We start from the raw sequence: 26,224 nt of genomic DNA, 5'->3' as shown, positions 1-26,224 counted from the left end.
ATTGGAAGCTTTTTATTTGGAGCGAAAGACGAGATTCGAACTCGCGACCCCAACCTTGGCAAGGTTGTGCTCTACCAACTGAGCTACTTTCGCTTAAAGTGATACAAAAATACAATAATACTTGATTCTTGTCAACCTTAGAGGCCATATTTTTGCAAATAAACTGATTTACAGGGCCAATTTTATAGCATCAACACAATTCATTCCATCAATAGCTGCTGACACAATTCCACCGGCATATCCAGCACCTTCAGCACAAGGGTATAAACCAGCGATTTGCGGGTGTTGCAAGCTATCTTTATCTCTAGGAATACGAATTGGTGAGGAAGTTCTAGATTCCACCCCTACCAAGATTGCTTCATTGCTATAATAGCCTTTCATCTTCTTTCCAAAAATCGGCAATGCCCCTTGTAATGCAGAATAAACGAATTTCGGCAACACTTCGCGTAGATCAACCGAACGAGTTCCGGGTTTATAGGAATTTTCTGGTAAATCTAGGGATACTTTATTTTGAACGAAATCAACCATTCGTTGAGCAGGAGCAACTAAATTGCCGCCACCTAATTGAAAGGCCTTTTGTTCGATCTGTCTCTGAAATTCCAATAGTGCGAATGGATCTTGGTCCGAACCCACTACATCTTCGAGATTAATTTGAATTACTGTTCCAGAGTTCGCGTGGGGATTATTTCTTTTCGAAGGCGACCATCCATTGACCACGATTTCATTTTCGTCGGTTGCACATGGGGCGATAATACCACCGGGGCACATACAGAATGAGAATACCCCACGACCATCGACTTGCTCAACCAGACTATAATAAGCCGGAGGAAGATTTTCAGGACGTATAGAACAGTGATATTGTGCAGAGTCGATTACATTTTGCGGATGCTCAATGCGAACCCCTAATGCGAATGGCTTTGCTTCCAGCAACCAGTTTTTAGATCTAAATAATTCAAATATATCCCTGGCAGAATGTCCGGTTGCAACAATGACATGGTCAGCCAGAATGGTTCCTGCACTTTCTGTTTTGACCCCTTGCACTTTTCCGAATTGTTCCAAGATGTCTATGACCTTACAATCAAAATGCACTTCACCCCCCATTTCAATTATCCGTTCGCGGATGCTTTCAATGATATGAGGCAATTTATTGGTACCGATATGGGGTCTGGCATCCACTAATATATCTTCAGTGGCACCATGTTCCACAAAAATGGAAAGGACCTGCTGTACATCTCCCCTTTTATTCGAGCGCGTATATAATTTTCCATCTGAATAAGTTCCAGCTCCCCCTTCACCGAAGCAGTAATTTGATTCAGGATTCACAAAACCTTCCCTATTGATCTTTGCGAGATCTCTTCTTCGATCCTGAACTTTCTTTCCGCGCTCCAGAACAATAGGTTTTAATCCTAGCTCCAGACATCTATAGGCAGCAAACAATCCTGCAGGCCCAGCCCCTATTATTATGACAGGTTTTGCGTCATGAACAGTTTTTAATTTAGTATGATAGTCAGGAAGTTGAACGGGTTCATCGATAAAAAATACGACACGCATCCGGAAAAGGACCTGTTTACCACGAGCATCGATGGATCGTTTTCGGATATGGAAACCATTAATTTTATGGGTTGGAACGCGTAATTTCTTAGCTCCCTCGTTAAGGATACGGTTTTCGTCCTGTACAAATTCAGGACTGATGGCTATTTCAATTTCTTTTTGCATAATGTTGTTGGGGTTTTATCCCAAAAATCAAGGCAAAGGTACCAAAAACTGACAGAATTTCGTGAATATAAAGGATTGGTATGTCATTTGATATTGCTTTTTTGTGAAAACAAATTATTACTTTTAACTATTACTTGTAAAAACATTACACATGAAAAGATTATTAATCGTATTTGTAGGTTTATTAACTGCTCTATCTTTTAGTTCATGTGGGTACAACACGATGGTATCCAAGGACGAAAATGTAAAAGGGAAATGGGCGCAAGTTGAAAACGCCTACCAACGTAGAGCGGACTTGATCCCTAACTTAGTAAACACTGTAAAAGGAGCTGCACAGCATGAAGAAGGTACATTAACTGCTGTAACTGAAGCACGTGCTAAAGCGACTTCTATACAAGTAGATCCAAACAATTTGAGCGAGGAAGCGATTGCTAATTTCCAACAGAACCAAGATGGACTTTCACAAGCCATTGGTCGTTTATTGGTTAGCGTAGAGTCTTATCCTGACCTAAAGGCAAATGCGAATTTTCAAGAGTTACAGGCACAGTTGGAGGGGACAGAGAACCGCATTTCAGTAGAGCGCAGAGCCTACAACGAGGCAGTTCAGGACTACAACACTACTGTACGTAGCTTCCCGAATAACATTATGGCAGGAATCTTCGGATTCAAAGCAAAAGGTACATTTAAAGCTACTGAAGGTTCTGATAAAGCGCCTACAGTTCAGTTTTAATGAATTTTTATTGTTGTTGACATAACGTAAAGATGAATGTTGGGGGCTTTCACTTCTGCATTCATCTTTTCTATTTTGATACCTCATGGAAATATTCAATCAAGAAGAACAAGAAAAAGTAGAACATGCGATCAGTCTCGCGGAGAATTTAACTTCCGGTGAGATCCGATTGGTGGTGGAGCGTAGGGTTCATGACATGGCGGCATTGGAGCAGGCAAAATATTATTTTGAAAAGCTTAACATGCATAAGACAGCTTTGCGGAATGGGGTATTAATTTATCTAGCTACGGATGACCATCAATTCGCGATTATCGGCGATGCGGGGATTGACAAAAAGGTTCCTGAGGATTTTTGGGAATCTACGAAGGAATTGATGCTCAGCTATTTTAAGAAGGAAGATTATGTAGGCGGGTTGATTGCTGGCATTGAGAAAGCTGGCGAGCAATTAGGCACCTATTTTCCACGGAGAGCTGACGATGTGAATGAACTTCCGAATGATATTTATTTCGGTAAATCTTAATTTTATGCAGAAAACATCACAAATTGTGAAATTTTCAACCCGAATATTATTAAGCGTATTTATAGGCTTAATTTTTCATTTACAATCATTTGGACAGGATTTTCCGCCTGTTTCAAATACGTTGGTCACAGATTATACCAACACCTTAAGTGCAAGCCAAAAGCAGGAGTTGGAACGGAAGCTATTATCCTATGAAGATACGACCAGTATTCAAATTGCGGTCGTGATCATGAATAGCACTGGCGACTATGATATTGCAGATTATGGGGACCGATTAGCTCAGAAATGGGGAGTCGGGAACAAGAAATACAATAATGGTATTTTATTTTTGGTAGCCCTTGGAGACCGTGCTATGACGATTCGTACAGGATATGGTCTAGAGGGAGCTGTTCCAGATGTCATCGCCTACAGGATCATTGAGAATGAGGTAAAGCCTGCATTTCGCCAAGGGAATTATTATAAGGGAATCGATGATGGCACGAGTGCCATTATTTCTTATAACAAGGGCGAATACACAGCAGATCCTAAGGAAGGTTATTCCACTCAAGGTGGCGGCGGTATTCCGATTATTTTTATTGTCATTGTCATTATCGTTATTATCTCAATAATTTCAAAATCTGGTGGTGGCGGCAAAAATGGCGGTGGAAAAGTGATGGGCGGACGTGGTTCTTCAGATTTATTCTGGTGGACATTGCTGAATTCCTTGGGTCGCGGTGGGGGTGATAATGATGGCGGTGGATTTGGTGGCGGCTTCGGTGGCGGCGGAGGCGGTGGCTTCGGCGGATTTGGCGGAGGAAGCTTCGGTGGTGGTGGAGCCAGCGGAAGATGGTAATTGGAACGATATATGTATTAGTTAGTAAATAATAAAAAACGAGATATGAAAAAAACAATGTTAGCTGTACTGGCAGCAGTCCCAACGTTGCTATTTGCACAAGAAGATTTCTCTATTAAGGGAAATTTAAAGAATGTGAATGCGCCAGCGAAAGTGTATTTGATGTATGTAGAGGGCGGTCAGCGTCATATTGATTCTGCTAATGTTGATAAAGGACAATTCAGTTATAATGGTATTGTTGCAGAACCGACTCAAGCTCAATTGATATTATCCGCTGAAGGAAAACCATTAAATGAATTGAGAAATGTAGACATGACTACCTTATATCTTGCAAAAGGTGTAATCAACGTCAATGGAGAGACTTTAGAAGCTGCGGAGATTTCAGGAAATGAAATCAACAAAGATTATTCAAAGTATAAAGATGCCATCAAAGAAAGTTCACTTCAATTTGCGGCATTAAACAAGGAGTTTGAAGCTGCTACACCAGAGCAACAACAAGATGAAGAGTTTCTAAATGGTCTAAGATCAAAGGCTGAGGCTATTTTTTCTGAGCAAGCGAAGATCAATGAGGACTATGTAAAATCGAATTCAAACTATGTTACTTTAGGTCTTTTAGAAGAGATGCTAAGTGCGCAGACTGTAAATGGCACTGTTGCTCCTGCTTATGAAAAACTACCTGCAGCCCTAAAAAACACGAGCAAAGGAAAAGCATTAGCGGCGAAAATCGATAAATTAAAGAAAGTAGCCATAGGTTCAGTAGCTCCTGAGATTGCATTACCTGATACATCTGGTAATGTGGTAAAATTATCTTCATTACGTGGTAAATACGTATTGATTGATTTCTGGGCAAGCTGGTGTGGACCATGTCGTCATGAGAACCCGAATGTAGTTGCTGCCTTTAATAAATTCAAGGACAAGAACTTTACCGTATTTGGGGTTTCTTTAGACCGTGAAAATGGAAAAGAGGATTGGATGAAAGCAATCAAAGATGATAACCTATCTGCTTGGCCACAGGTATCAGACCTTAAATTCTGGCATTCACCAGTGGTAGAACTTTACGGAATCGAAGGTATTCCTCAGAACTTCCTATTGGATCCAGAAGGCAAAATCATTGCTGTAAATTTACGCGGTGAGGCTTTAGAAGCTAAATTGGCCGAGGTAATCAAGTAAAGAAAATTCATACAGTAAAAAGCTCCATGAGGTAATCATGGAGCTTTTTTATTATCCGAATAGGATTCGAAAGACATCTTCCAGGGTTGCAACTGGTCTTACCAATATCTGGTATCTTTTAACATCGAGTCCTTTGGTATTATATTTAGAGATAAAGATCTGTTCAAAGCCTAGTTTCTCGGCTTCTTGAATTCGTTGTTCAATTCGATTTACAGCACGTATCTCACCTGAAAGGCCTACTTCGCCTGCAAAAGTAATATTAGAAGGGAGGGCGATATCTTGTTGGGAGGAGATTAGGGCTGCAATGACCGCGAGGTCAATGGCAGGATCTTCCACTCTCAATCCACCGGCTATATTTAAGAATACATCCTGAGCACTTAAGCGGAATCCAAAGCGTTTCTCTAATACGGCAAGGAGCATATTTAATCTTTTGGTATCAAAACCTGTAGAGCTCCGCTGAGGGGTTCCGTAAGCAGAATTGGACACCAATGCCTGAACCTCAATCATCAGCGGCCTCAAGCCTTCCAACATAGCTGCAACGGCAATTCCACTCACCTGTTCTTCCCTTTGGGAGAGCATGATTTCTGAAGGGTTGGAAACCTCCCGTAAACCTGAGCCTTGCATTTCATATATTCCCAATTCAGAAGAAGAGCCGAATCTGTTTTTTACAGAACGCAAGATTCTGTAAACATGGTTTCGATCGCCTTCAAATTGCAGGACAGTATCCACCATATGTTCCAATACTTTTGGCCCCGCAATAGAACCATCTTTTGTGATATGGCCTACAATAAATACCGGAGTGTTGGTTTCCTTAGCAAATCGTAATAATTCAGCGGTACACTCTCTAACTTGAGATACAGATCCGGGTGCAGATTCGATTTGAGCAGAATGAAGGGTTTGAATGGAGTCAATCACCACCACATTTGGTTCCACCTGATCAATCTGTTTGAAGATATTCTGCATGGAAGTTTCAGTCAGGATATAGCAGTTTGCATTGGAGTTCTGTTGCAAACGTTCTGCACGCATTTTAATCTGCTGTTCACTTTCCTCTCCTGAAATATAGAGTGTTTTAACTTTTGGAATCGACAGGGCTAATTGCAGCATCAAGGTTGATTTCCCGATACCAGGTTCACCACCTATAAGTACCAAAGATCCCGGAACTATACCTCCTCCAAGCACTCTATTGAATTCCTTATCCGGGGATAACATGCGTTGTTCTTCGGAATAGACAATTTCGTGGATGACGGCTGCTTTATTGGTTCTTTTTTGTACTCCAGGGCTCGTATTTGTGCTACGCCATTCAGGTACTCTGCTGGAAGCTTTTTCCACCACTTCTTCTACAAAGGTATTCCATTGTTTACATGAAGGACATTGTCCTAACCATTTAGGAGATTCATATCCACAGGATTGACAGAAATATGCTGATTTTGATTTTGCCATTGAGCGAATTTAAAAAAATGTATCAAGATGTTGTAACAATACCTTACTATTGTCGACAAATACCAATAAATGACCCAGAATCTTGAGCTTGAGTTTGTAACCCTTTTGGAGGATAATCAGAATATCCTGCACAAGATCTGTAAGCTCTATTCTTCGGATCTGGCCTCTCATCAGGATTTATTTCAGGAGATGGTCATTCAATTGTGGAAATCCTATCCCAAATTCAAGGGAGATTCTAAGTTTTCCACTTGGGCTTATAGAGTTTCCTTAAACACAGCAATATCACTATACAGAGGTAAGAAGACGAAAATCACGACAGTCGACTGGGATCAATCCTTATCCAATATACGGTATGAGGAATATAATTCAGACACTGAGGATCAGCTCAAATACTTATATGATGCTGTTCGACAATTGAATGATATTGATAAGGCCCTGGTCTACATGTATCTTGAGGAAAAGGACTATGCGGAGATTGCAGAAACCTTGGGGATAAGTGAAGTAAATGCACGGGTAAAAATGAACAGAATTAAAGGTAGGTTAAAAGAAATGTTAACAAAGAAAGGAGTGGTTTAATGGATGAATTAGATTTCCTGAAACAACATTGGCAGAAGGACCAGGATTTCCCCAAGGTAAATCAGGAGGAAATCAGGAGCATGTTGCATAAAAGTTCATCCTCACTTGTGAAATGGATTTTTATCATCAGTCTCATTGAATTATTCTTAGGAATATTGGTCAATGTTGCTGTATTTATTTACGATAAGAATGCGGAGGCGCTTCCATTAGGTATGGATATCTTGACCGGAATTATCGATGTAGGTTCTTACATTGTAATCCTCTATTTTATTTATGCCTTTTTCAACTCTTATCGGAAGATTAAGAACACGAACAATACCAAAGAGCTGTTATCAAATATTTTAGTGACCCGGAAAACTGTAGGCTACTATATCAAATTCAATATTTACTTGATCATTGTAGGTATAGGATTATCTGCGATGAGCCTAATTTGGGAAGAGGATGTACTCCATAAGACAGTTGGCCATAATATCATGTTTATTACCATGTTGGTCATTGTTTTATTTCTATTTGGCTGGTTATCCATTGCCATTGTCAAAATGGTCTATAAATTTATTTACATCCGATTAGTCAAGAAACTAGAAAAGAATTATGAGGAATTGGAGCGGTTAGAAAATGAAATGAATTAAATCAATAACGAAAAAGAGGAGCTTTAAAGCTCCTCTTTTTCGTTAAGATCTATAAATGCTTCCAGGAACTGACCTTCGTCATCCAGGGCATTGAAAACAATTTTGACCATTTTAGCATTTTTGACCTCCTCCGTCATAGGAGACAATTTCAATTTGATATTAACTGGTTTATCCTGATGAAGTAAATAGTTCAGGTAATTCTCCCGGTCGGAAAGCTGTACTATTACTCTATCAATCTGCACGGATGTCAACATATGAGATTGTTCTTCTGCATCAATTAATGCTGTTGCAAAAACATTTAACCTAAATTCTCTAGGTTTAATATCATATGAAATAGCAAAAAGGTCTACGACCAGCGTGTCACCTGAAGCTGTAATTGATTTTAAGTCAAATTGAATATCGTCTACGACATTTAAGGTTGTATCTTCTTGGGCTTGGCTATACTTTGGAAAAGCCAAAGCACAGATGAATCCAAGAAGGATTAATAGTTGTTTCATATTATTAAATTAACGAAGCCTATCGGCAGATTTAATTAATTTATTATCATTTCTTATACCACGGATGGCGAATGATAAACATAGAATGGATACTGGTAGCAGGAAGAATCCTATTCCAATATTATTTGCACCAATATGTTGATTGATCAAATCCAAGATATTATTTGCGGTAATAAACATCCAAACGGCGAACAAACAGATTAAGATGACCTGAACCAAGATCATATTTAATTGGAGTTTTCGGTTCTTATACAGGAATATGATAAAGATTGGGATCAATGCAAGAATGACCGTTGCAATGGTCATCAATAAAAATCCTGTTTCTTTTGTTGCTACATTGTTTGCTGAGGAATAAACGCCAGTAACATAAATATTTTTTCCCAAGCCAACCAAATCGATGTATCCTACAAAGGGGAACATAAATAGTGCGAACAAAACTAGGCTGGAAAGCAGTAACCAAACGGTTTGAATACGTTGTATCATATTTATAGATATTTATATCGCAAATATAATACAAACAACTTAAATAGGATTTGGTTTCTGACTGGTATAATTGACCAAAAGTGGAATAATTCAATGAATTTTATACATAAAGTTCAATTTCCACGCTGGTCCCTTTTCCTACTTCCGAATTGATATCCAATTTACCATGCAGGTAATTTACGCGGAGATTGACATTTTTCAATCCAACGCCTGCCTTTGAATTCGCCTTTAAAAGATTAGTTTGAAATCCAACCCCATCGTCTTCCACAGTAATAAAAACAACTTTATCCTCCATGCTGCATTGTACCAAGATATGTTTGGCCTCTGAATGTTTTATGGAATTATATAATAGTTCCTGGATAATCCTATAGATATGGGTTTGATTTTCAAGCGAAAGGGATTCAAATGTACCGTAAAGCTGAAGTTCTATTTTGGTATGGAGGTTTTGAAGGCTTTTACAAAGGTCACTCAACGATACTTCAAGGCCAAATCGGCGTAAGGATTCAGGCATCAGGTTATGAGAAATCCTACGCATTTCTGTGATTGCGTAATCCATATCATGAAGCACAGAATCAACTTTATGGTTGGGGTTTGAAAGTTGTAAGTCCAATACTTTGTATTTAATAGATGCCAGGATACTTCCTAGGCCATCATGGAGGTCACGCGAAAGCCGATTTCTTTCCTTCTCTTCACCTTGCAACATGGCATCCAAGGACATTAATTTCTGTTTATGTTTTTCCTCCAGTAGTTTTTGATTGTTGTTAATCTCCTGTTGTTGTAACAATCGTTTATTCTTTTGATGGTTTTTAAACAGGAAATACCCTAATAAAATCAATAACAACGCGATTAAGGCTGATATTATTCGAGCATTTTTGATGTCACTTTCTGCTTTTTCACGTTCGGCTTTAAGATGATGGATTTCAGATTCCTTTTCTAAACTTTGATATTTGACCTCATAATCCATAATTGACTCTCGAATTCTTCGGCTATACATGGTATCCTGGAGAGTTTCCTTTTTCCGAACCCATTCCATCGCTTTTTTATAATCTTTCAGACCTTCATAAATCTTTACATAGGCTATCGCCACATTTAAACTGTCTTGAAAAAAAGCATTTTTTAAACTCAGTTGTTTTTCAACTTTACTCTGCAAATCCACAATAGCGGATTTGTAATCACCTTTAGCAATATTAATGAGAACTTTTTGATAAAGAATGGAACTAATAACACGTAAATTGGTGACATTTTCAATTTTTAAAAACTCAAGGGCCTTATCTAAATGGATTAATGCGATATCGTATTTCTTTAAAAAGCGAAAGTTTATGGCATGAACCAAATGGTAATCACTCATAGGGAGCATTCCATTATGCTTCTTAAAGAATCTTTCGAAATCCGCAATCAGTTCCTTTGCTTTTTCATGCTCATCCATGGCATGAAGTGAAAGAATCAGGAGTTTATAATCCTCCAAAAGCATAAAAGGATCATATTTTCCTTTTTTCAGAAGACTAATGGATTCAATTAAATATCGATTTGCCTCCACATACTGCACGTTATTCCAAAAATTCAGACCTATTTTATAGAGGATATTCCCGGTAACCACATTATCATCAGTTTGGCGGGCCGTAGGTAGAGCGCGATTAATCAGGATATCCAACATTTTGACATGTTTATCCTCCCATTGGTAGGCTGAGGCTAGATTATTTAGGGTTCGTGCTTGTAAAATCTTTGCTTGAGGGGTATCAAATTTCTCAAATTCTGAATCGGCCTCTTCAAATAATTTGATTGCTTTGGGAATATCATAATCCATAAAGAACATTCCAGCATACATTTTTCCCATTCCTAGGAAAATTGGGTTATCAGTTTTTATGGAGAGAGCTTGGTTAAGGTATTGATGGGCCTTGGTAGAATCTGAAAATGAACAATAAAAGGACAGTTCATAAATGGAAATAATCTTTTGTTCTAGCCCTATCTTAGTTTTTATTAATGATTCAAGGCTGTCAATATCATGTTGATAGGGAATTTTAGGAATTACCTTGGCCGAGGCAGTGGCATAGCCAACACACAAAAGCATAAGCAATTGAAATACTTTTCCCCAAGCATTCATAGGTAAAACAATCTACAGGTTTCATTAAATAGAAATAGGCAGTGAAAATCACTGCCTATGCATGATACGTATAAAGATAAACTATTTTTCTATTTTAATTGCTATTCCATCATCTTCAATTGCTTGAACAGTTTCATCTGTAATTTTGGGGGTAGTTTTCTTTAATGCTTCGAAAAGGTCTTCTGAGTCACCATTGAACATGACTGTTAAAGAAGATCCTGCAGCATTGTACTTCATTTTCACCTCACTAACTTTTTTGTTCGTCTCTAAACCAGTTGAAATCTTCTTCAAATCTGCCAGATTCACGCCTTCAATCAATACCGTGAATACAGCGGCATCTCCGGCTTTTTCGCCTTTCTTGCCTAGGAGATTTCCTAATTTTCCTCCAATTCTACCTGCTTTTTCAGAGGTATTATCCACCTTATTGGAGGTGTTCTCTACTTTATTTAATGCTCTATCAATTTTATCCAAAAATCCTTGAGCAGAAACGGCATAGTTACCGCCTAGAAATAGTGCTAGTATGATTAATATCTTTTTCATAACCAATGAATTAAGTGTATATCAAAGTTAGAGGATCAGGGCTTCGGAAAATATACCTAGATCGGTGGTTTCTTTTGTACAAATTTTCAAGTACAGAGGAATCATTTAAAACAGGTAATTCTGTAGCAGTGATATTTTTTACCTGTTCCTTACTAAATACAATAGGAGCTAAAATGATATTATTTACCTTTGCAAAGTGGAAGAACAAATACCGAAATACTTTTTGGAAATAGCCTATAATGGAACTGCCTACCATGGTTGGCAGATTCAGGACAATGCCGTTTCTGTTCAGGAGAAATTAAATGATGCATTAGCAATTTTGCTTCGTGAGCCTGTGGAAACGGTTGGGGCCGGACGTACCGATACTGGGGTGCATGCGAAAAAGTTATTTGTGCATTTTTCAAGTTCTGCCAAGGTTTTGGAGAATTCGGATCGCTTTGTTCATTCCTTGAATGCCCTGATGCCTTTTGATATTTCGGCGAATAGGTTAATTCCGGTTGGTCCGGAGGCACACGCGCGATTTGATGCTACGGATCGGAGCTATGAGTATCATGTCCACTTCCATAAAGATCCATTCATACATAATTTTTCATGGCTATTGCGTGATAAACCGGATGTGGAAAAAATGAACATTGCGGCTTTAGAATTGTTAGGTAGGCAAGATTTTTCTTGTTTCAGCAAATCTAACACGCAAGTATTCAGCAATTTTTGCGATATTAAACGGGCAGAATGGATTTGGGAAGGTGATAAGTTGGTTTTCCATATTTCAGCGGATCGTTTTCTTCGGAATATGGTTCGCGCAATTGTTGGGACCTTGATGGAAATTGGCCTAGGCAAGAAACCTATAGAACATATAAAAGGGGTAATTCAAAGTATGGACCGCTCAAAAGCTGGAACCTCAGTTCCTGCCTGTGGGCTTTACCTAACGGAAGTTATTTATCCATATATTGATTAATAATTAGATTTTGGAAAAAGATAAGATTTCAGGGAATGCATATGACAGTAAATTATTAGGGCGATTAGCAAAATATATCCGGCCTTATAAAACTGTTTTTTGGATTTCTGTCATACTCACTATTTTATTAGCTGCCGTTGCGCCAGCACTTCCCTTATTGGTTGAATATACCTTGGACCATTATATCCTTTCTGGAAATGGCGAAGGACTTACAGGGATGCTGTTTTTGATGTTTGCCCTCCTGATTGGACAAACCATTATCCGTTATTTTCATACCCTGATGACCAATACTCTGGGACAATCAGTAATTCGCGATATCCGAATTCAGGTTTTCAACCATATTACCAATCTTCGGTTGAAATACTTTGATAATACCCCAATCGGGCGATTGATTACCCGGACTATCTCCGACTTGGAAACTATTGCCAACATCTTTTCGGAAGGTTTAATTCAGATTATTGGAGACCTATTGCAACTGGTGGTGATTTTAGGGGTTATGTTCTATACCGATTGGAAATTGACTCTGGTGGTCTTGGTGCCCATGCCATTGATGATTGCAGCGACCTATATTTTTAAGGAAGCCATGAAATCAGCCTTTCAAAGCGTACGGCTTTGGGTTTCCAATTTAAACACCTTTTTACAGGAGCATATTTCAGGAATGAATGTGATCCAATATTTTGCCCGAGAGGACCAAGAGATGCGGAAGTTTAAAGCTATCAATGCGGAACACCGAAATGCGCATATCCGTGCGAACTGGTATTTCTCCATATTCTTCCCTGTCTTAGAAATTATCGTGGCCATAGCGACTGGTTTGCTGGTTTGGTATGGGTCAAAACAAATCCTAGCGGATGTGATATCTCCCGGTGTGGTCGTGGCATTTATCATGTATATCAACATGATTTTTAGACCTATCCGAGAATTGATTGATAAGTTCAATACCCTTCAAATGGGAATGGTATCGGCAGAGCGTATTTTTGATGTTTTGGATACTGATGAATTCACGCCAAATGAAGGAAAGTATAAACCAGAAAATGTTAAAGGGGAAATTACCTTTAAGAATGTATGGTTTGCCTATAATGATGAAAAGTGGGTTTTAAAAGATGTGAGCTTCCATGTTAAACAAGGCGAAACATTAGCTCTTGTAGGTGCAACGGGAGCCGGAAAATCATCCATCATCAATATATTGAGCCGTTTTTACGAGATTCAGAAGGGAGAAATCCTACTTGATGGGGTAAATATCAAAGAATATGATCTAACCTTTCTGCGTCAGACGATTGCTACTGTATTACAAGATGTATTCTTGTTTTCGGATAGTGTATTGCACAATATCAATCTTCATAATCCGAATATTAGTTTTGAATCAATTGAAGATGCTGCTAAAAAGGTTGGAGCTTATGACTTTATCATGCGTCTTCCAGGTAATTTCAATTATCAGGTTCAGGAGCGTGGCTCTACTTTATCCGCAGGACAAGCCCAATTGATTTCCTTTATTCGCGCCTTGGTACATGATCCTAAGATTTTAATTCTGGATGAAGCAACATCATCGATTGATACTGAAACAGAGGAGTTGATTCAAAATGCCATCGAAAACCTGATGGATGGAAGAACATCCATTGTGATTGCCCACAGACTATCAACCATTCAGAAGGCAGATAAAATAATCGTCTTAGACAAGGGTGAAATCAAAGAAATTGGAACTCACCATGAATTACTTGAACTGGAAGGTTATTACAGAAAGTTATATGATCTGCAGTTTAATTCTGCAGGAATTTAAATAGACTTCAAGTTGAAAGTCCTTATAAACAAAAAAGCTCGCAATAACTTGCGAGCTTTTTTGTTGTATTAGTTCAATCCTCTTTTCTTCATCAAATGGATTGGATCTGGATCTGTTCCGCGGAATTTGCGGTACATTTCAGCAGGGTTTCCGGTTCCACCTTTCTCAAGGATGTTATTACGGAAGGACGCCGCTGTATTTTGGTCATAAAGACCTTTTTCTTTAAATGCTGCGAAAGCATCAGAATCCAATACTTCTGACCAGATATAGCTATAATATCCAGCAGAGTATCCACCACTGAAAATATGTTGGAAATAAGTACTTCTATAACGAGGGATAATCGCGTCGATTAATCCGATTTTGCCCATTGCTGCTTTCTCAAAATCATTCGCTTTCACTTTGATTGGAGAAGTAGCGCTGTGGTAGTTCATGTCCAACATAGATGCTGCCAAGTATTCCACTGTAGCAAAACCTTGATCGAAGGTACCTGCTTTTTGCATTTTTTCGATTAATGCATCAGGGATAGCTTCTTTAGTTTGATAGTGTTTTGCATAAGTTTTCAACACCTCAGGATCCGCTGCCCAGTTCTCCATAATTTGAGAAGGAAGTTCAACGAAGTCACGAGGAACAGATGTTCCAGCTAAACTTCTATATTTTACGTTTGAGAACAAGCCATGTAAAGCATGTCCGAATTCATGGAATAAAGTAGTAGCCTCATCAAAAGTTAATAATGCTGGGTTATCACCTACTGGTTTTGTGAAATTACATACAATAGAGATAACTGGAGCAATACGTTTACCGTTTTGACGGCTTTGAGAGCGGTATGAAGTCATCCAAGCACCTGAACGTTTCGATTCACGTGGGAAGAAATCTGCGTATAATAAACCTAAATGAGAACCATCCTTATCGCGTACTTCATATACTTCCACTTCTGGATGATAAACAGGAACGTTATTTAAAGCCACAAATGAAATACCCCATAATTTATTGGCAGTAGCAAATGCACCTTCACGAACATCTGTTAAGCTGAAATAAGGTTTAATTTCTTCTTCATTCAAAGCAAAACGTTTTTGACGAATTTTCTCCTGGTAGTATCTCCAGTCGTAAGGAGCTACCGTAAATGTATCTTTTGCTGCATCAATTTCTTTTTGGATATCCGCTGCTTCGATTTTAGCTTTTGCTAAAGCTGGCGTCCAGATCTTGTTCAACAATGCATTTACATTTGCAGGATTTTCAGCCATAGACTCCTCTAATACATAAGCTGCATGTGAAGAATAGCCTAATAATTTAGCTTTTTCCAAACGTAGGTTAGCGATTTTTACTAAGATTTCCTTGGTGTCACTATCATTGTCGTTATTACCTTTCAATTGATAGGCTTCCCAAATTTTCTTACGCAATTCACGGTTATCTGCATATTGCAGGAATGGCATCACCGATGGATTCTGAAGCGTAAATAACCATTTACCTTCTTTGCCTTTTTCTTTCGCTGCTGCAGCCGCTGCCGCTTTTAATTCTTTTGGCAATCCCGCTAGGTCTTCCTCTTTGTCAACAACCAATTCAAATGCATTGGTTTCTGCCAATAGATTTTGACCAAACTGAGTGGATAATACTGAAAGTTCAGAATTGATTTTCTTCAATTTCTCTTTATCCTCGTCTTTCAGATTTGCTCCTGAACGAACAAATCCTTTGTATGTTTCTTCTAATAATTTTTGATCTTCAGCATCCAATCCAGCGTTTGCTCTTGCATCATAAACGGTTTTCACACGTTTGAAAAGCTCAGGGTTCATATTGATCTCATCTCTATGAGCAGACAATACTGGCGCCAGTTCCTTTGCAATTGCCTGGATGGAATCGTTGGTATTCGCACTGTTTAAGTTGTTGAAAACAGTAGCAACACGAGTTAACAGTTGTCCTGCATTTTCTAATGCGAGGATTGTGTTTGCGAAATTTGCAGGTTCATCGATTTTTAAAATAGAATCAATCTCCGCATTGTGTACTTTTAATGCTTCTTTATAAGCAGGTCTGAAGTGTTCATCTTTGATAAGATCAAATGGTGGAACTTCAAAGTTAGTTTCGTACTTGGCTAATAATGGATTTTTCAAATCTACAGCTTCCTCTTTTTTAGTTTCGTTGTTACACCCTACTAACAAGCTGGCAATCACCAAGCAGTAAGGTAAAAACCCTTTTTTATTCATTCTCTTCTAGTTTGTTTCAATTTTTGTGCAAAGGTACTAATCTTTTGATTAAGTATACCATTGTTTATATCTCACAAACTACTAAGAATTTATATTTTTTTCCTTATTTAGATGTAACAAAACTAAATCCTTTGCGTCTAATAACTAAAGCATTAACATATGAAAGAATTCTTTTTCTGGTGCGCTGGGGTTCATAAGGAAACCTTAAACCGTTTCCCTGAGGAGCAGAATAAATATATAAGCATTGGTGCGACCATTTTTTTCACTGGCCTATTTGCTGCCTTGGCAGGCGGATATGCCTTATATTTTGTATTTAGTGGTAGCTCATTTGCCCTATTCTTTGCATTAATATTTGGTATTATCTGGGGATTGGCGATTTTTAATCTGGACCGCTATATCGTATTGAGTATTGACAAAAGCCGTAGTGGCTGGATGCAACTCCTACAGGCTTTGCCGCGGATTCTACTAGCCATCCTAATAGGTTTGATTATTTCAAGACCCTTGGAGTTAAAAATCTTCGATAAAGAAATCAGAGAACACCTTCGGGCTGAATATCTTGTCCAACAAAAGGCAAAGATTGACACGCTAAACAAGACCTTTGAGAACAAATATCGCGTTGAATACAGCCAATTGAAGGCCTTGACAATACATGCGGATTCTTTGGAATCTAGCATCAAAACCTCAAGACAACAATTAAATCATGAAATCTTTGGGACAAAAACCGATGAGACTTCCGGAGTGATGGGTTATGGTCCATATGCAAAGATGAAGGAAGAAAACCTCAATAAGCAACAAGCTTATTTGGATAGTTTAAGGGGAAGGTTGCAGGCCAAAGAGTCGGAACTATTACAGCGAAAAACCGCCGAAGGGTTAATGGATCAACGAATATTATCCGATAAATCTTTAGATAGCGCAGTCAATGTTGCTGGATTTGCTGACCGTAATGCCGCCTTGAGCAATTTGCACAAGAAGCCAGACGGTACAATCAATAAATCAACAGAAAATGCGGTTATTTTTATCGCCTTGTTATTTATCTTTTTTGAATGCCTTCCAGTATTTGTCAAGTTGATGAGTGGCCGAGATGCTTATGATAATGCCATCAAAAATCAAAAACAAATCCATAATTATGAATCCGATACGGGGGTCAATGTAGAAAAAACAGCCATTGATAAAATCGATGATTATCGGGTGGAGGCTTCTATCAAAAGACGAATGGATAATCTCCAAAAAGAATTTGCGGAAGAATAAAGCGCCTGTCTAAAGATTTCAGTATACTTGCCATTCAATAATCTTCACCTGTTTCTACAAGAGTGGAGACATTTATTGACCTATGAATAAGTACAAAAAAATCTAAACACCATGAGCAAGCGTTATATGTTATTAGCCCTAGGGTTAATTTCTATCTTTCAACTAAGCCAAGCACAAGAAAAAAGAGGTCGTATTCGGGACTTCGGAATTCAAATCGGTATTCTTCCAACGGGAAATAACAATGCAATTACAGATGTTGCCGGTATCACTGTAGGACAAAAAACAATTATCAAAGGAGACTCTGTTCGCACTGGAGTTACAGCCATCATACCCCACCAAGGAAATATCTTTCAACAAAAAGTCCCTGCAGCAGTTTTTGTTGGGAATGGATTTGGCAAGATGATGGGTATCTCTCAAATTGAAGAACTCGGAAATATTGAAACCCCAATTTTACTGACCAATACCCTGAATGCTCCAAAGGTAGCCAATGGCTTGATCGACTATATGCTGTCCTTGCCAGGCAATGAAAATGTTAGGTCAGTAAACTCTGTTGTTGGAGAAACTAACGATGGCGGGTTGAATGATATTCGCGGGCGTCATGTTGAGGCTGCTGATGTTTTGGAAGCAATCAAAAATGCTCATTCAGGAAAAGTCGAGGAAGGAAATGTGGGTGCAGGTACTGGGACTGAATGTTTAGGATTTAAAGGTGGAATAGGCACCGCATCGAGAAAAATTCCTGCTTCTCGCGGAGGTTATACAGTCGGTGTATTGGTGCAAACCAATTTCGGCGGAGTCCTAAATATCAATGGAGCACCTGTTGGTCGTGAACTCCACAATTATTACATGCAAGAGCCTAAAGAAGCTCATAAGGTGGATGGATCCTGTATGATCGTTATTGCTACTGATGCCCCTCTATCTGCTCGTAATCTCGAAAGACTCGCAAAACGATCCTATATAGCTTTTGGAAATGTTGGTTCCTTCTCCTCAAATGGAAGTGGTGATTATTCTATCGCATTCTCCACCAACCCTGCTAATTTAATTCCGCATGAAAGCAAAGACATCGAATTAACAACTAACGAAGTGGGTAATGATTATATGTCCCCTCTTTTCATGGCAGTTTGGGAAGCAACCGAAGAAGCTATCCTCAATTCCATGTTTATGGCTGAGGATATGAAAGGCATTAAAGGCCGGACCGTAAAGGCAATCCCTATCAAAGAAACTCTAAATATATTAAAGAAATACAAGGCTCTAGATTATGATAAACTTCCGAAAGCTGTTAAAAACTAAAATTAAAACTGCTTTTGTTGTTTGTTTCTTCTTGATCCCTCTGACTCACTTGAGTGCGCAGGACAAGAAAATAGCCATTCAACAAATAGCAGAGAAAAATGAAATTCCTGCAATTCAGTTGAACTACCAAAAGAAAGGGAAGGACCATTTATATTCTTACGGATTAAAAAAGGTTGACCAACAGGATTCAATCGATAAAAACACGGTTTTTCAAGCAGCTTCCTTGACCAAGGTAGTTGCGGCTTATACTTTTCTAAGATTGATGGATCAGGGCTTGATTGAATTGGATAAACCCCTATGGGACTATTATCAGTACGACCGATTAGCGAACCACCCCTTCAAGGAAAAGATAACAGCCCGAATGGTGTTAACCCATCGCACTGGCCTATTAAACTGGGAAGGTGATGTTCCTTCTGAAGAATGGCGAAAGTCAGCCCTTACCTCGCAATTTGAACCCGGAACTGATTACATGTATTCTGGTGAAGGCTTTTACTTCCTCCAAGAGACTATGGAGCATATCAGTGGAAAGTCTTTTCAGCAATTGGTAGAGGAGGAAGTTTTAACTCCTTTTATAATGAGCAATTCCGCAATAGTTTGGCATGATGATTTAGCTGCAAACGCTGCATTCGGACATTTGGAAAACGGAAATGCTCGAAAATTAGGTATGTATCGGAAAAGTAATGCTGCCTATACGCTCTATACAACAGCTGAAGATTACAGCAAGTTTATCAGTAAATACATCTTTGATGGTTTCGGCTTAAAGAAAAAAACACATAAACTCGCCTTGAGCAAACTATCTGAAGCCAAAAAGTCTGATGGAATTAGCCCTGATGATCAGTACGTACCATGTGCTTTAGGCATGCGGTTGCAAATCAACGAAGTCGGTTCTGCTTATTGGCATACCGGTTCCAACCCAGGCTTCCGATGTTTCTTTTTGGCCTATCCGAAATCGAAAGAATTATTAGTCGCATTCACCAATTCCGAAAATGGTTTTAAGACCATTCCTGATTTATTGGCGTTATTTTTGAATAATAAACAGACATTCTGGATGTATAAATGGCGCCAGGGTGAGTTAGACTAAAAGGATATAGATATGATTGGAATTGTCGGCGGCGTAGGCCCTCTAGCAGGGGTAGACGTCCTTAAAAAAATAATTGAAGAAACGAATGCACGCAGAGATCAAGATCACTTACCGGTATTATTGTCTTCGCAATCACATAGAATTCCCGATCGAACTGAATACCTGTTAGGGAAAGAACCGGTAAACCCCGGGATTGCTATTTCTGAAATTGCATTGGAACTTGAAAAAGCAGGAGCAACTGTAGTGGGAATCCCCTGCAACACAGCTCATTCCCCAAGGATTTTTGAGGTGATCCAAGAAGAATTGGAAAAACATAATTCAAATATACAATTACTGCATATGGTGGCTGAAACTGCTAAGTTCATTCAAGAACATTCTCCTAATGCAGCCGTGGGAGTATTGTCTACCATTGGAACCCGGAATACAGGCCTATATAAGCAGGTTATCGAAGCCCATAATTTAAAATGTATCGAGCCTAACGATGAATTGCAGAATAAGGTACATGCGTCCATTTATGATGAAACTTATGGAATCAAAGCATTTTCATCACCCGTAACAAACCGTGCGCATGATCAATTGGTAGCTGCAATCCAGGAATTGAAAGGCCAAGGTGCTCAAGTGATTATTCTAGGATGTACGGAATTACCACTTGCATTAAGGGAAAAGTCATATTATGGACTACCGGTTTTTGATCCTAATCGCATACTAGCTAGAGCTTTAATAAATGCTATAAATCCATCAAAACTTAACCCTGTAGCGGATTAGGCACATGCTTCGTATTATGTAGACATAATAAAAATGAAAAACATGAAACAAAGCAAACTATCTGCTCTTTTAATTTTAATGCTAGGATTATTTTTAATGCCACAAGCATCTAAAGCACAAGAAATGCTAATGAAAGTGAATACCGACATTTTCCCGAAACCTGAAAAAGGATTTAAGAAAATGGTAATCGAAGTACCTTACTCTGATTCGGACAAAAATAAAAAGATTGAATTTACAGTAGGAAAAATGATGGAGGTTGATGGCTGCAACCATTATGGTCTTCAAGGAACAATTGAGACTAAAGATCTTGAAGGTTGGGGATATAATTATTATGTCTTCAATTCAAATGGTGAAGTCATTTCAACTCAAATGGCATGTCCTGATGCGCCGAAGAGAAATCTTTTTGTGTCAGCACAACCGAATCTAGTACCATACAATGGTAAAATGCCAATTGTAATCTATATTCCTGAGGAATTTGATGTACAATTCAAGATATATACTAGTAATGATGAAGTTTTCCGCGCACTAGAAGATAAGTCTAGCAACAAGTAATTTCACATTCTTTAAAACAGTTAAAAACCCAGACATGAGTATGACCTGGGTTTTTATTTTATTACTTATTTTTATTGTTTAGGCAATTTCTATGGCATACACGACTATTTCAGAAATAGATAAAATATATCAGGCACAACTCAAAAACAAATCTGCAATAAAACACAGTACCGCAGATAAAAGAGTCGCTTGGATAAAAAGTCTTTTAGCAGCGATCAATAAAGAGGAGAAAACTATTGAACAAGCGCTATATCAGGATTTTCATAAATCTGGAATAGAAACTGCCATTACCGAAGTCCTTGCCGTTCAATTGGAATTGAAACATATTTCCAAAAATCTAAGAAGCTGGATGAAGGACAGGTCGGTAGGTAGGTCCATGATGATGCCTAATGTCAATGCCTATCTTCATTATGAACCTAAGGGGAATGTCATGATCATTACCCCATGGAATTATCCTTTTCAACTCCCATTGGTTCATCTGGCCGCTTGTATTGCAGCTGGAAATACTGCCATCCTCAAACTCTCCGAATTCTCCCCGCACAGCAACAAGGTAATTAAGAAAATCATTAAGGATTTATTCCCAACAGACCATATTGCCGTAGTTGAAGGCGCTGTAGAGGAAACCACGCATTTATTGAATTTAAGGTTTGACCATATTCATTTTACGGGATCTCCTAAAGTTGGAAAGATCGTTATGGAGGCCGCCAGTAAAAACCTAACGGATATTACACTCGAATTAGGAGGTAAATCTCCTGCAGTAATTGATAAAAATGTCAACCTCAAACAGGTTGTAAAGAATCTGATTTGGGCCAAATTTATCAATGCCGGGCAGACTTGTATCGCGCCAGATTATGTCCTTGCACATCGACACCAAAAGCAACAAATTGAGGAATTATTTAGAAGAGAATTGGAAGAGGCTTTTGGAACAGACGCATTGAATTCGCCTGATTACGCAAGAATCATCAATGATAGACAGTTTGAGCGATTGAATGATAGCCTGGAATCTGCAAAACAATTAGGCGCAACAATCATCGCTGGAGGAAAGACTGACGCTAAACTTAGGTATATAGCCCCTACAGTCGTTACTAACATCGCTTTGAACAATTCCCTCATGACTGATGAAATCTTCGGCCCTATCCTTCCTATTGTCTATTACGGGCAAATCCAGGAGGCTATTGACTTTATCAATTCGAAAGAAAAACCATTAGCCTTATATGTGTTCAGTAAAGACTCAAACTTCAATAAACATGTTATCCGTCATACAAGTGCGGGATCGACCTGTATCAATGATGCCGTCATCCAAATTATGCAACCCAACTTACCATTTGGTGGAGTTAATAATTCTGGAATAGGGCAATCCACAGGGAGATACGGTTTTAAGGCTTTTTCACATGAAAGAGCAGTGGCCGATGTCAAACTGTTCCCGGTATCTTCCATGTTCTGGTATCCCTATACGGAGAAGACCAATAAGATGTTGCAGTGGATTAGGCGATTATTTTAACCGAAAATCTTGTTCCAAAGGCTTTTCTTAATCCCTACATAAAACTCACCATTTTCTTTTTTCAAAGGATAAATCCGGATAAAGTTATGCTGTGGTTCATCGCCTTTTCCATTTTCTATATTGAATTTATGACGATGGAAAGGACAAACTAACTTTCCTCCTTCACACCATCCATTTGTTAAATCCGCGCCTGCATGCGGACAACGGCTTGAGGTAACCGATAGAACATCCCCCTCCCTGATCAAACAAAGCTTTTTCCCAGCTACATGCAAAGCCTTGACATAATTCCGGCTCTCATCTATTTTTGTTGGCACTTTATGCCATTCTAAATCGTCATTTTCAAAATTATCCATCTCTATGAACATTGATTTATAAAGGCAAGTTAACAAATGAACACAACAAAAAAGAGGCGAACCTGTAGGTTCGCCTCTGATATTTTATGTAATTGCTAAATTCTAAACGAATCTCTTAGCATTTACTTTACGCTCATTTTCTGTTAGGTAAATCTTACGCAAACGGATACTTTGTGGAGTAACCTCGATGTATTCGTCAGCTTGGATATATTCCATACATTCTTCCAAAGAGAATTTAATCGCTGGAGCAATACGTGTATTATCATCAGAACCTGATGCACGCATGTTTGTCAATTGCTTTCCTTTAGTAACGTTGATAGTTAAATCATTATCACGGATGTGCTCTCCTAGAACCTGTCCTTCATAAATCTCAACTCCTGGATCAACGAAGAAACGACCACGATCTTGTAATTTATCAATTGAATAAGCTGTTGTAGAACCTGTATCTAAAGAAATCAATACACCTGCCATACGTCCAGGGATTGTACCTTTCCATGGCTCATAACCTTTCAAACGGTGCGCCATTACAGCTTCACCAGCTGTAGCTGTCAATACGTTATTACGTAATCCGATAATACCACGTGAAGGAATTGAGAACTCTAGGTGTTGCATTTCACCTTTAGTTTCCATAATCAATAACTCACCTTTACGTTGAGTAACTAATTCAATTACTTTACCAGATACTTCTGCAGGAACATCAACTACCAATTCTTCGATAGGCTCATGTTTCTGACCATTGATTTCTTTAACGATTACTTGTGGTTGACCTACTTGTAACTCATAACCTTCACGACGCATCGTTTCGATCAATACGGACAAGTGAAGAATACCACGACCATATACTAACCATGCATCAGGTGAATCCGTAGGAACAACGCGTAATGCTAAGTTCTTTTCTAATTCTTTCTGAAGACGGTCATAAATGTGACGAGAAGTCACGAATTTACCTTCTTTACCAAAGAATGGAGAGTTATTGATGGTAAACAACATGTTCATTGTCGGCTCATCAATGTGCATAACTTCCAATTGCTCTGGGTTTTCAAAATCAGCAATAGTATCACCAATTTCAAATCCATCGATTCCCACAACAGCAACAATATCACCAGCGTGAACTTCTGAAACTTTCACACGACCTAATCCTTCAAATAATTGAAGTTCTTTAACACGTGATTTTACAATTTTACCATCACGTTTTACCAATGATACAGGTTGGTTTTCTTTAATAGTTCCTCTTACAACACGACCAATCGCGATACGACCAACGAATGTAGAGTAATCTAATGAAGTAACCTGCATCTGTAAAGTACCTTCTGATACTTTCGGCTCAGGGATATGTTTGATGATTGCTTCTAATAACTCAGTGAAGTCTGTAGTTGGTTTAGTCCAATCAGTTGACATCCATCCTTGTTTTGAAGAACCATATAATACTGGGAAGTCTAATTGTTCTTCTGTAGCACCTAAGCTGAAGAATAAGTCGAATACATTCTCGTATACTTCTTCTGGGCGACAGTTTTCTTTGTCTACTTTATTTACAACAACAATAGGTTTGATACCTAATGCCAAAGCCTTACCTGTAACAAATCTTGTTTGAGGCATAGGACCTTCAAATGCATCTACTAATAGAACAACACCGTCAGCCATTTTCAATACACGCTCAACCTCACCACCGAAATCGGCGTGACCTGGAGTATCAATAATGTTGATCTTGGTGTCCTTATATTTTACAGATACGTTTTTCGATACGATTGTAATACCACGCTCACGCTCCAAGTCATTGTTATCCAGAATTAATTCTCCTGAATTCTCATTGTCCCTGAATTGATTGGTGAAGTGTAAAATCTTGTCAACTAGGGTAGTTTTACCGTGGTCAACGTGCGCGATAATCGCTATGTTTCTGATATTCTGCATTGAGCAATAATGTGTTATAAAAATAAAGAGGTGCAAAGATATATAATTTGCACCTCATTTCTTACTAATTCCTATTAATATTTTATTAGCATGTCGTTTATTTATGATTAATTCTCAAAGACTTGACTCTAAATCTCGCAATAAATTAGCCCCACAAAGGATTCCTTCAAACCAAATTTTACCCTAATTCAATCCCCATACTCCAATATTTTGACCTAATCAAACCTCATTTATTGACAACGTAACGACAAAAAGAGAAAAAGTAAAGCCTTATCAATCAAATATTTTTTCCGTATTACGGTTTTTTGTGGGCTAAAACCTATTATTTATCGATAAATAAGAATTATTTTTGCTCCACTATTAAGCCATATTAACATGAAATTTTTAAATTTATCTATCGCAGGCATTGCTATGCTTATGCTCTTCAGTTGCTCAAAAAGCGACTCCAACGTTGAACCAAACCCTTCAGACAAATTGCACACTGTGAAATTTACTGTGGATGGCTTCACCCAATCGTACAAACCTATCGATACAAAATCAGCAACAACAACAAGCACCGCATCAAGCCCAATTAATGAAATCCTTTATATCCTTTTGGATAAGGATCAATTACCAATTGACACTTTAAAAAGACCTGTTTCAGGAAATTCCAGCAGCATCAATTTGAAACTTCTAAATGGTAATTATACTCTGAGAGCAATTGGATATAATAATTCGAATTTAGGAAACCTTTATACGAAATACGAAAGGGTAGCTACGGTTTTTCAACCAAAAGAAATTTTTAAAATTAAGGATTATGATATAAGCGATATCTTTACCTTGAATACTGAATTTCAGGTTTCTAAGGACTCTACCTATAAAAGTCAAACTCTAAAAAGAATTTCTTCAAAATTAGAATTGAACATATTAGATAAAATTCCTGCACAAGCAGCTTATATCGAAATCTCAACAATTTCAAGTAATCATTTTTACGGTGCTTCGAAAGATTTAAAGAATAATATTACCTTAACATATAATACAAGTTATGTAAGCAATGTAATTGACATTACCTCCCTAGCATCCTTAACAAACCAAACAATTTCAACGAATGTCCTAACAGACAACCAAACTTACACAGCCCCGGCTGAAAGAACCACACCAGTAAAAATCAATGTATTGAACAGCACTGGTGCTGTTATCATTAGTAAAGAAATTTTGAATGTAAAATTGATGCCGAATACTATCACTAGGCTATCAGGTAAGCTTTTTGAAGATTTGAATAGCGAAAAGAAAGGAAACTTTGCTGTAACTATCAATCAAAACTTCAACACGAATATTATTACTCAAACTTTTTAAGTCAATAATTTAGCTTAAAAAAGCTAAACACAAAAA

At 38.3% G+C, this 26,224-nt stretch carries 24 protein-coding genes and 1 tRNA gene; 15 read left to right on the top strand and 10 right to left on the bottom strand.

The genetic code is table 11. From position 1 onward, the window contains the following. Positions 1 to 17: 17 nt before the first annotated feature. Both PZ892_RS00805 and PZ892_RS00800 read right to left on the bottom strand, forming a co-directional pair. Positions 18 to 93: transfer RNA gene (locus PZ892_RS00805), tRNA-Gly, on the bottom strand. Positions 94 to 168: 75 nt separating this feature from the next. Then, positions 169 to 1,716 carry an FAD-dependent oxidoreductase gene (locus tag PZ892_RS00800; protein ID WP_182497846.1) on the bottom strand — a complete coding sequence of 516 codons (1,548 nt, stop codon included), beginning with the start codon at positions 1,714 to 1,716 and terminating at the stop codon, positions 169 to 171. 151 nt (positions 1,717 to 1,867) lie between these two features. Between PZ892_RS00800 and PZ892_RS00795 the strand changes: the two genes are divergently transcribed. The 4 genes from PZ892_RS00795 (at position 1,868) to PZ892_RS00780 (ending at position 4,968) form a co-directional block, all read left to right on the top strand. Next, a complete protein-coding gene (locus PZ892_RS00795; protein WP_094257586.1) occupies positions 1,868 to 2,446 on the top strand; it encodes a LemA family protein in 579 nt (192 codons plus the stop codon). A gap of 85 nt (positions 2,447 to 2,531) precedes the next feature. Further along, positions 2,532 to 2,966 (top strand): TPM domain-containing protein, encoded by a 435-nt coding sequence (locus tag PZ892_RS00790; protein ID WP_182497845.1) that lies wholly within the window; start codon positions 2,532 to 2,534, stop codon positions 2,964 to 2,966. 4 nt (positions 2,967 to 2,970) lie between these two features. Then, positions 2,971 to 3,798, top strand: coding sequence for a TPM domain-containing protein (locus PZ892_RS00785; protein WP_182497844.1), 828 nt, complete (start codon positions 2,971 to 2,973; stop codon positions 3,796 to 3,798). A 45-nt stretch (positions 3,799 to 3,843) separates the two neighbouring features. After that, positions 3,844 to 4,968: a TlpA disulfide reductase family protein gene (locus tag PZ892_RS00780; protein ID WP_094257584.1), complete on the top strand. Its 1,125-nt coding sequence runs from the start codon at positions 3,844 to 3,846 to the stop codon at positions 4,966 to 4,968. A gap of 51 nt (positions 4,969 to 5,019) precedes the next feature. Here PZ892_RS00780 and radA read toward each other — a convergent pair whose 3' ends face one another. Then, on the bottom strand, positions 5,020 to 6,408 hold the full coding sequence (gene radA / locus PZ892_RS00775) for a DNA repair protein RadA (protein WP_094257583.1): 1,389 nt from the start codon (positions 6,406 to 6,408) through the stop codon (positions 5,020 to 5,022). Positions 6,409 to 6,477: 69 nt separating this feature from the next. Here radA and PZ892_RS00770 point away from each other — a divergent pair, with 69 nt between their 5' ends. Together PZ892_RS00770 and PZ892_RS00765 are read left to right on the top strand one after the other, a co-directional pair. Then, on the top strand, positions 6,478 to 6,984 hold the full coding sequence (locus tag PZ892_RS00770) for a sigma-70 family RNA polymerase sigma factor (RefSeq protein WP_182497843.1): 507 nt from the start codon (positions 6,478 to 6,480) through the stop codon (positions 6,982 to 6,984). Further along, positions 6,984 to 7,613: a hypothetical protein gene (locus PZ892_RS00765; RefSeq protein WP_182497842.1), complete on the top strand. Its 630-nt coding sequence runs from the start codon at positions 6,984 to 6,986 to the stop codon at positions 7,611 to 7,613. The genes PZ892_RS00770 and PZ892_RS00765 overlap by 1 nt, the downstream gene beginning before the upstream one ends. A gap of 23 nt (positions 7,614 to 7,636) precedes the next feature. Here the strand turns inward: PZ892_RS00765 and PZ892_RS00760 are convergent, their stop codons facing one another. From PZ892_RS00760 to PZ892_RS00745, 4 genes are all read right to left on the bottom strand, one after another. Beyond that, positions 7,637 to 8,110, bottom strand: a complete 474-nt coding sequence (locus PZ892_RS00760) for a hypothetical protein (RefSeq protein ID WP_094257580.1) — start codon at positions 8,108 to 8,110, stop codon at positions 7,637 to 7,639. Between the two features lie 9 nt (positions 8,111 to 8,119). Then, positions 8,120 to 8,593: a DUF4293 domain-containing protein gene (locus PZ892_RS00755; protein WP_094257579.1), complete on the bottom strand. Its 474-nt coding sequence runs from the start codon at positions 8,591 to 8,593 to the stop codon at positions 8,120 to 8,122. 100 nt (positions 8,594 to 8,693) lie between these two features. After that, positions 8,694 to 10,694, bottom strand: coding sequence for an ATP-binding protein (locus PZ892_RS00750; RefSeq protein WP_277711960.1), 2,001 nt, complete (start codon positions 10,692 to 10,694; stop codon positions 8,694 to 8,696). Between the two features lie 81 nt (positions 10,695 to 10,775). Beyond that, positions 10,776 to 11,234 carry a hypothetical protein gene (locus tag PZ892_RS00745; RefSeq protein ID WP_094257577.1) on the bottom strand — a complete coding sequence of 153 codons (459 nt, stop codon included), beginning with the start codon at positions 11,232 to 11,234 and terminating at the stop codon, positions 10,776 to 10,778. A gap of 196 nt (positions 11,235 to 11,430) precedes the next feature. Here PZ892_RS00745 and truA point away from each other — a divergent pair, with 196 nt between their 5' ends. Then, positions 11,431 to 12,189, top strand: coding sequence for a tRNA pseudouridine(38-40) synthase TruA (gene truA / locus PZ892_RS00740; RefSeq protein ID WP_277711958.1), 759 nt, complete (start codon positions 11,431 to 11,433; stop codon positions 12,187 to 12,189). A gap of 10 nt (positions 12,190 to 12,199) precedes the next feature. After that, the gene (locus PZ892_RS00735; protein WP_277711957.1) at positions 12,200 to 13,963 is read left to right on the top strand and encodes an ABC transporter ATP-binding protein; all 1,764 of its coding nucleotides are present in this window, start codon (positions 12,200 to 12,202) and stop codon (positions 13,961 to 13,963) included. Positions 13,964 to 14,031: 68 nt separating this feature from the next. Here the strand turns inward: PZ892_RS00735 and PZ892_RS00730 are convergent, their stop codons facing one another. Further along, positions 14,032 to 16,158 carry a M3 family metallopeptidase gene (locus PZ892_RS00730; RefSeq protein ID WP_277711956.1) on the bottom strand — a complete coding sequence of 709 codons (2,127 nt, stop codon included), beginning with the start codon at positions 16,156 to 16,158 and terminating at the stop codon, positions 14,032 to 14,034. 159 nt (positions 16,159 to 16,317) lie between these two features. Here PZ892_RS00730 and PZ892_RS00725 point away from each other — a divergent pair, with 159 nt between their 5' ends. The 6 genes from PZ892_RS00725 to PZ892_RS00700 all read left to right on the top strand — a co-directional run bounded on the left by PZ892_RS00725 (position 16,318) and on the right by PZ892_RS00700 (position 22,592). Beyond that, a complete protein-coding gene (locus PZ892_RS00725; protein WP_094280975.1) occupies positions 16,318 to 17,406 on the top strand; it encodes a DUF4407 domain-containing protein in 1,089 nt (362 codons plus the stop codon). Between the two features lie 111 nt (positions 17,407 to 17,517). Further along, positions 17,518 to 18,693 carry a P1 family peptidase gene (locus tag PZ892_RS00720; protein ID WP_277711955.1) on the top strand — a complete coding sequence of 392 codons (1,176 nt, stop codon included), beginning with the start codon at positions 17,518 to 17,520 and terminating at the stop codon, positions 18,691 to 18,693. Further along, positions 18,662 to 19,774, top strand: coding sequence for a serine hydrolase domain-containing protein (locus PZ892_RS00715; protein WP_277711954.1), 1,113 nt, complete (start codon positions 18,662 to 18,664; stop codon positions 19,772 to 19,774). The genes PZ892_RS00720 and PZ892_RS00715 overlap by 32 nt, the downstream gene beginning before the upstream one ends. A 12-nt stretch (positions 19,775 to 19,786) precedes the next feature. After that, positions 19,787 to 20,539: an amino acid racemase gene (locus PZ892_RS00710; protein ID WP_094257570.1), complete on the top strand. Its 753-nt coding sequence runs from the start codon at positions 19,787 to 19,789 to the stop codon at positions 20,537 to 20,539. Between the two features lie 42 nt (positions 20,540 to 20,581). After that, on the top strand, positions 20,582 to 21,091 hold the full coding sequence (locus tag PZ892_RS00705; RefSeq protein WP_277711953.1) for an ecotin family protein: 510 nt from the start codon (positions 20,582 to 20,584) through the stop codon (positions 21,089 to 21,091). Positions 21,092 to 21,182: 91 nt separating this feature from the next. After that, entirely contained in the window at positions 21,183 to 22,592 is a 1,410-nt protein-coding gene (locus tag PZ892_RS00700; protein ID WP_277711952.1) for an aldehyde dehydrogenase family protein, read from the top strand. Here PZ892_RS00700 and PZ892_RS00695 read toward each other — a convergent pair. Together PZ892_RS00695 and typA are read right to left on the bottom strand one after the other, a co-directional pair. Beyond that, positions 22,589 to 22,945 carry a Rieske 2Fe-2S domain-containing protein gene (locus PZ892_RS00695; protein ID WP_277711951.1) on the bottom strand — a complete coding sequence of 119 codons (357 nt, stop codon included), beginning with the start codon at positions 22,943 to 22,945 and terminating at the stop codon, positions 22,589 to 22,591. The genes PZ892_RS00700 and PZ892_RS00695 overlap by 4 nt on opposite strands. Before the next feature lie 102 nt (positions 22,946 to 23,047). Then, positions 23,048 to 24,853: a translational GTPase TypA gene (typA, locus tag PZ892_RS00690; protein ID WP_094257566.1), complete on the bottom strand. Its 1,806-nt coding sequence runs from the start codon at positions 24,851 to 24,853 to the stop codon at positions 23,048 to 23,050. A 375-nt stretch (positions 24,854 to 25,228) separates the two neighbouring features. Here typA and PZ892_RS00685 point away from each other — a divergent pair, with 375 nt between their 5' ends. Next, the gene (locus PZ892_RS00685) at positions 25,229 to 26,188 is read left to right on the top strand and encodes a hypothetical protein (protein ID WP_277711950.1); all 960 of its coding nucleotides are present in this window, start codon (positions 25,229 to 25,231) and stop codon (positions 26,186 to 26,188) included. Positions 26,189 to 26,224: the final 36 nt, after the last annotated feature.

It is taken from the genome of Sphingobacterium sp. WM, assembly GCF_029542465.1.
In the GTDB taxonomy this organism is placed as follows: Bacteria; Bacteroidota; Bacteroidia; order Sphingobacteriales; family Sphingobacteriaceae; genus Sphingobacterium; species Sphingobacterium cellulitidis.
The sequence above is the reverse complement of the archived record's forward strand: the minus strand, read 5'-3'. Positions and strand labels throughout refer to the sequence as shown.